This window comes from Candidatus Ruminimicrobium bovinum, assembly GCF_902760015.1.
Taxonomy (GTDB): domain Bacteria; phylum Elusimicrobiota; class Endomicrobiia; order Endomicrobiales; family Endomicrobiaceae; genus Ruminimicrobium; species Ruminimicrobium bovinum.
This window is the reverse complement of record NZ_CACWEU010000156.1, coordinates 1-4,102: the sequence shown is the minus strand read 5'-3', so window position 1 is coordinate 4,102 and position 4,102 is coordinate 1. Positions and strand designations below refer to the sequence as shown.

The window sequence follows — 4,102 nt, the reverse complement described above, 5'->3', positions numbered from 1 at the left end:
ATAAAATAAAACAACTATTGGAAGTTCAACAAAAAATTAATACAGTTTTGAAACAAGATAAAAACTCTTTCTTTGAAGAAGTCGGTTAATTGATGGCACAACTGAACAAGAACTGAGCCTGTGCCATAAAATATAAGCTCAGCTCTATTTTCTGCTATAGTTGTTGAATTAAACTTTGTAATAATTTAATATTTCTTTCAAGTTCTTCATTTTCTTTGATATTGTTTTTATCATAAATTAAATTTTTTTTCTCTTTTAATATTTCTTTTTCTGTCATTTCCAATTTAACAGTTGTTTCTAATGAATTTTCATATGTATTTATATAATCAATTTTTCTATTCACTAAATCCATTACGACTTCATTTCTAATTCCATAATTGTTACTATTTTCTATATTACCATCCATATTTTTTTCAAAATACTCTGAACAAAAATCATCATCTCTCATTGCTCTTTGTGACATAGCATCGCATTCATCTATCTCCCAATTAAGTTCTTCATAATATGGATTAATATTGTTTTTTAATTCTTTCCTTTCTTTGTTCAAGCGTAATAATTTCTTTTTAATAAGTTTTTTTTGTAAAACTCTTTTATTTTTTATATTCTCAAAAAATTTAATCCAAATGTTCAGTTGTTTTTTTAATTTTTCTTTTTCCTCTTGTTTATTTATTTTTTCTAAAGTTATTCCATATTCTTTAAATTCTTCTATTAAAAATTTAAATTTATAAAAATTTGAGGTCTCTTTTATTTGATTATATATTATTTCTTTATTCGCTTTATATTCTAATAAGAAATTAATATCTTCTTTTTCTTTATCAATTTGTTCAATTGCAATTTTTTCTTTTAACCAAATATCTAATTGTTTTTGTATTTTTTCTTTCCACTTTTCTTCTTTTCTTAATTCCTCAAGTAAATTTATATATTCTTTTACTAAATTTCTAAAAGATTTAAATTGTTGTTTCTCATATATTGATATTTTTAAAGCTTCCATTTTATCTGCTTTATAATCTAAAAGAATTTTTATATCTTCTCTATTTGGTTCTCTATATTTTTCTTCTAACCAACTATTTAATTGTTTTTGGAAATTTTCTTTTAATCCACTATCCTTATTTATTATATTATCTATATCTAATTCTTCATCCTTTAAATCTTTAAAAAATGCAAAAGAGTGATTTTTAACACAACAAATGAAAAGATATTTATCTATGCAATTTACAATATCTTCTTTAGTTCCATTATTCAGTATGACTTTATTTTGGGAAAAAAAATTATCATTTTCTAAATTAATTTCATATTTATTACTGGCCAAATGAAACCATATAGTAAAATAATGTTCTAAATCTTCTTTTTCACCAGTATTTAATATATTATTTTGATTTAATAATTCGTTAATATCCATAATACAAATCTCCTTAAATATTAAATTATGGTTGTATTTTCTTATTTATATTCTTCAGATAATTATACTTTCTATATCCTTTAAAATATAATTCAATACTATTTGAAACCATTTCAAACCAAATATTATTGTCCTTTTTATTTGTAGTTTCTATAGTTCCTTTAAAATTTTCTCTACCACAAAAAAATACATAATTAAAACCTTTTTGTTCATTAGAAACTGTACTAATATAACAAATACCATCTATATTGAATTCTTGCCTTAAAAACTCTGCAAATATCTGAGGAAATATATATTCTTTTTTATCTAAACTTGCAGGAAAAGATATTTCTTGCAAAATTTTGTTCAATATTTGGGAATATGCTCTATCTTTTGAATTTTTACTAAACAATGAAGGTAAAGAAATATCTCGTGAGAACAAATTAAATATTTTCAATATTTTTGTATTTTTAAATCTAACAATAGTAATACTTTTTGAACTTATATCATCAATTTCATTAAATATAATTTTTTTATTATCCGAAACATAAAAAGCAGATATAAATTTTGCATTATATCTTTGCTCTGATATTTTTAAAATAGGAGGTACACACAAATCACTAACACATTTAAACGGTATTTTGTATTCTTCTGATAATTGTTTTGTTCTTCCTCTATAAAAATCTTTACCTTTTTTTACAAAATCAAATGGCTTATATAACTTAATTATCTTCTTCAAAGATTTCAATATTTCTCTATTAAAAAAGTATCTGTTTTTATATTTAACTTCATAGCAAAAATCTTCCCAAATATCCAATATTTTTTTATATTCTTTATTATTTATAAAGTTATTATGCCTATATCTTTTATCATTTCCAATAAAATTAATAATTTTAGTATGCAACTTTTCATCTTTTGGTAGCTCATATTTTAATAATATTTCAATTGGTAAAGAGTTTATATCTTCTTTTAATTTATCATCATGATATTTATCTTTTGTTGTTTCATCATATTCATTAGCAATACATTCTTTTATATATTCTAATAAAGAATTAATAGTTATAACATTTTCAGTATTATCACAATTTGAACATTTTATCCCATTTTTTTGTTTTTTATCTTTGATGAAACTTTTTAATCCTTCATCATTGACACATTTATCACAAATATATTTCATTATTTATTATCCTTTCTTATTTTTTTATCTTTTCTTCAATTTCTTTTGCTTCTTTTTCTTTTCCTAATGTTTTGTAAATTTCAATTAAGTTTTTATATGACGATATTTGCTTTTTATTTATACTTATTGCTTTTTTGTATTGTTCTATTGCTTTATCATATTCTTTAATATATTTGTAAACATCACCTAAAGTATCTATATACCTTGAATTATTTGATTCAAATTCCAATGCTTTATTTATACTCTCCAATGCTTTATCTATTTGATTTATATATAAATAACAAATAGTTACTTGATTATAAGATAGAGCTTTTTGTTGATTATATTCTATTGCTTTATTATAATCTTCAATTGCTTCTTTATATTGTTTTAATTCTTGTTTAACAATTGCTCGAAAAAAATAAACAAAATTATATTCTGGATCAAGTTTTATTGCTATATCATAATCTTTGATTGCTTCTTCATATTGCTTTAACTTATATTTAGCAAAACCTCTGTTGTAATAGCAAAAAAGATATTTTGGATCAAGTTTTATTGCTTTGTCATAATCTTTGATTGCTTCTTCGTATTGTTTTAACTTATCTTTTGCAACTCCTCGATTGTTATAAGCAAAAACATAGTTTGGGTCAAGTTCTATTGCTATATCATAATCTTTGATTGCTTCTTCGTATTGATTGAAAAAAGCTTTACTAAATCCTCGATTGTAATATATTGTAGCATCTTTTGGATCAAGTTTTATTGCTATATCATAATCTTTCATTGCTTCTTCATATTGTCTTAAAGCTGCTTTAGCATTCCCGCGACAATCATATGCTAAAACACATTTTGTATCTAGTTCTATTGCTCTATTATAATCTTTAATAGCTTCTTCGTATTGTTTTAATTTTGCTTTGGCATTTCCCCGTCCATTATATGCAACAATTTTTTCTGGATCAAGTTTTATTGCTATATCATAATCTTTGATTGCTTCTTCATATTGCTTTAAATACTCTTTAACAACTCCTCGATTCTGATATGCAGAAACTTTTTTAGGGTCAAGTTCTATTGTTTTATCATAATCTTTAATTGATTCTTCGTATTTTTTTAAACTTGTTTTAGCACATCCTCGATTGTAATAAGCAAAAATATATTTTGAATCAAGTTTTATTGTCTTATCGTAATATTTAATTGCTTCTTCATATTGTTCTATATTTTGATACCCATATCCTTTACCAAAATAATCTTGTGCCTTCATTTTTTCTATTGGTAATTGTTTAACTTCAAAATATTTTCCTATTTCTTTTTTTGCTTCTTTTAGTAAATCTCGTTCTAATTCCTTAAATGTTTGGTATCTATCTTCTTGTCTTGGTTGTAAGCATTTTTTTATTATCTCGTTACAATGGTTACTTTTTATTTTTGATATTTCTATAAATTTTCTTTTCCTTTTTAACTTTCCTGTTTGAGTTTTGCTTTGTATATTTTCTCCTGCATTAAACATTTCATATAATACTATTCCAAAAGAATATATATCACTCCTAATGTCTAATTCTTTATCTTCTATAAAATGT

3 protein-coding genes are annotated in these 4,102 nt (G+C 22.6%); all 3 read right to left on the bottom strand.

Features of this window, described 5'->3' with window-relative positions; all coding sequences use genetic code 11:
* Nucleotides 1-154 precede the first annotated feature (154 nt).
* Nucleotides 155-1,399 carry a hypothetical protein gene (locus ACMUOV_RS05355; protein WP_413854077.1) on the bottom strand — a complete coding sequence of 415 codons (1,245 nt, stop codon included), beginning with the start codon at nt 1,397-1,399 and terminating at the stop codon, nt 155-157.
* A 25-nt stretch (nt 1,400-1,424) separates the two neighbouring features.
* Nucleotides 1,425-2,555, bottom strand: a complete 1,131-nt coding sequence (locus tag ACMUOV_RS05350) for a HEPN-associated N-terminal domain-containing protein (protein ID WP_413854076.1) — start codon at nt 2,553-2,555, stop codon at nt 1,425-1,427.
* A gap of 16 nt (nt 2,556-2,571) precedes the next feature.
* A partial coding sequence (locus ACMUOV_RS05345) for a tetratricopeptide repeat protein (protein ID WP_413854075.1) occupies nt 2,572-4,102 on the bottom strand: 1,531 nt, incomplete at its 5' end.